The following is a 2,063-nucleotide window of genomic DNA, read 5'->3' on the forward strand; positions in this document are numbered from 1 at the left end:
CTCGGCCGCAGCTTCCTTGCCCGCGCCCTTGATCCGGCACGGATTGCGGCTGATCAGGTCGTCATCAACGGCCGTTTCCATGACGCCCTTGAGGAGCCGGTACGCCTTGGCAACGGTCGTCTTGGCGCTAGTCGCCCGCAGCCGCTCGGCCCGCCATTCACGGACGCGAGGAGCGGTGATCTCGTCCAGGTCGAGCGCGCCGAAGGCCGGCAGAAGGTGGAGCCGCAGAAGATGCTCGTACAGGTCCACCGTGCGTACTGCCAACTCCCGCTCTTCCACCCACTTCTCGGCGTAGACGCGGAAGTTCACGGCACCGGCATCGGGAGAACGCCAGTCCCCGCGACTGAGATCCGCCTCCGCCTGAGAGAGCCAGATCTCAGCATCCTTCTTGGTCTCAAAGGTCTCCTCGGCACGGACGCGCTCACCGTCCGGCGCGAGGTACGACGCCGTCCAACGACCGGACCGGTACTGCCGCACCGCACCAAAGCGCCGACGCCTGCCCTTCTTGTTGGCCATCAGGCGACCCTCCGCAGTCCGGTACGGCGCAGCCCGACCGGCCCAACAGTGCGAGAGGCGATGTACTCACGTACGGCGCTCTCGGGGATGCGGACGTGCCGACCGACCTTCACGTACCGGATGCGCCGCTCCTCGATCAGCCGCCGAGGAAAGCGGGCGGTCGTGCCCAGCAGCTCGACGACCTTGTCGACGGACAGGTAGCGGTCGTTCATGCGGTCGGCTCTCCTTCCGTTCCGAGGGCGGGGGCAAGTGAGGCAGACAGCCACTCCTCGCCACGGGTCAGGCCAGTCCCTGCGAAGACCCAGTGGGCGAGGACGTACGTCGTATCCGCCTCCTGGTCGTGCTCGGCGGGCCGCTGGTCGTCGGGCAGCGCGGCGAGGGCTTGAGCCGCGCCGCCATTCGGCTCGGGCATCGCGGAGCGCGCCGAGGGTGGTGGAGTAGCGGCGGGTCTTGGTGGAGAAGTGGCCGCGGAAGCCGAGCATGTGCGCCCAGGCCCTCAGCCTCAGCTCTGCCAGATCCTTGCGACCGCCGAGCTGTCACGCAGTGCGGATCATTCGCCGGGCGTGGTCGGTGATGCGGGCGTACGCCAGCTCGTCGAGGAACTTGATCGGCCGGTCCAGGGTTCCGGTCGCCGTCTCGGCGCCCTTGGTGGCGTACTTGGCGATGCAGGCCGCGACCGCGCGTTCCGTCAGTTCCGACGAGCCGTTGAAGTCGGCCGAACGGATCGGGCGTATGTCGAGCTGACGGCCGAAGGCGAAGGCATGCGCCCGGCCGTCGACAACGGGCCCGGTGACTGTCGCTTTGGCGGCAGCAGCGCCAATCGCGTCGGTCAGCAGCTCGGCCGTCGCCCAGTTCGGGGGCGCGCTGTGGCCGCCTTCCGGGCCGTCGATACGGATCACGGCGTGAAAGTGGACCGCGCCACGCTTCTGGTACTCGGCGACCTTGGCGAAGGACACGCGAGCGACGTTCGGGAAGTCCCGCTGGGTGAGTCCGGCCCGCTTGGCGACCTCCCGGCGCAGGTAGATGGAGAAGCGCCGCCAAAGCATCCCGGCATGTGCGTTCCACAGAACTGCGGCTTCGTAGTCTTACGTTGCCGGGTCCAGAGGCGTGCCGAGAGCATCGTCATCCTCGGCGTGCACCGCGCCGCAGCGGCAGGGGTGGACGGTTCCGCGCCGGTCGGTGGGCCGGTTATGGACGGGGCCGAAGCCAGGTGCGGTGAAGGTGGCGAACACCCTGGGGTGCTCGGCGACGGTCTCGGGGTTGCCCTTGCCGCCCCGCAGCCCGGCAGTGATCAGGCGGTACGTGTCGCGACGGTAGACCTCGGCACAGGCCGCGCCTTCACCCTTGGAATGTTGGCGCCTGATGGAGTGTTGGCCTGCACATGCGAAGGGGTGAGCAGCTCCCATGGATTGTGCCGGATGAGCTGTGGGCGCGGATCGAGCCGTTGCTGCCGGTCGTGTCGCCCCGTGCGGATCACCCGGGGCGCAAGCGTCTGGACGACCGCAAGGTGCTGTCGGGCATCCTGTTCGTGCTGTACACCGGCATTC

At 68.4% G+C, this 2,063-nt stretch carries 3 protein-coding genes and 1 pseudogene; 1 reads left to right on the forward strand and 3 read right to left on the reverse strand.

Features of this window, described 5'->3' with window-relative positions:
• From FGD71_RS10020 to FGD71_RS48655, 3 genes and pseudogenes are all read right to left on the reverse strand, one after another.
• A partial coding sequence (locus FGD71_RS10020) for a tyrosine-type recombinase/integrase (RefSeq protein ID WP_240436502.1) occupies positions 1-516 on the reverse strand: 516 nt, incomplete at its 3' end.
• The gene (locus FGD71_RS10025; protein WP_119100053.1) at positions 516-728 is read right to left on the reverse strand and encodes an excisionase family DNA-binding protein; all 213 of its coding nucleotides are present in this window, start codon (positions 726-728) and stop codon (positions 516-518) included. The genes FGD71_RS10020 and FGD71_RS10025, both read right to left, overlap by 1 nt.
• Positions 725-1,850: pseudogene (locus FGD71_RS48655) on the reverse strand (replication initiator); the annotation flags it as partial. The pseudogene FGD71_RS48655 and the gene FGD71_RS10025, both read right to left, overlap by 4 nt.
• 47 nt (positions 1,851-1,897) lie before the next feature.
• Between FGD71_RS48655 and FGD71_RS10035 the strand changes: the two are divergent.
• The coding region (locus FGD71_RS10035) for a transposase (RefSeq protein WP_140935854.1) at positions 1,898-2,063 on the forward strand (166 nt) is incomplete at its 3' end.

Source organism: Streptomyces sporangiiformans (genome assembly GCF_005768555.2).
Taxonomy (GTDB): domain Bacteria; phylum Actinomycetota; class Actinomycetes; order Streptomycetales; family Streptomycetaceae; genus Streptomyces; species Streptomyces sporangiiformans.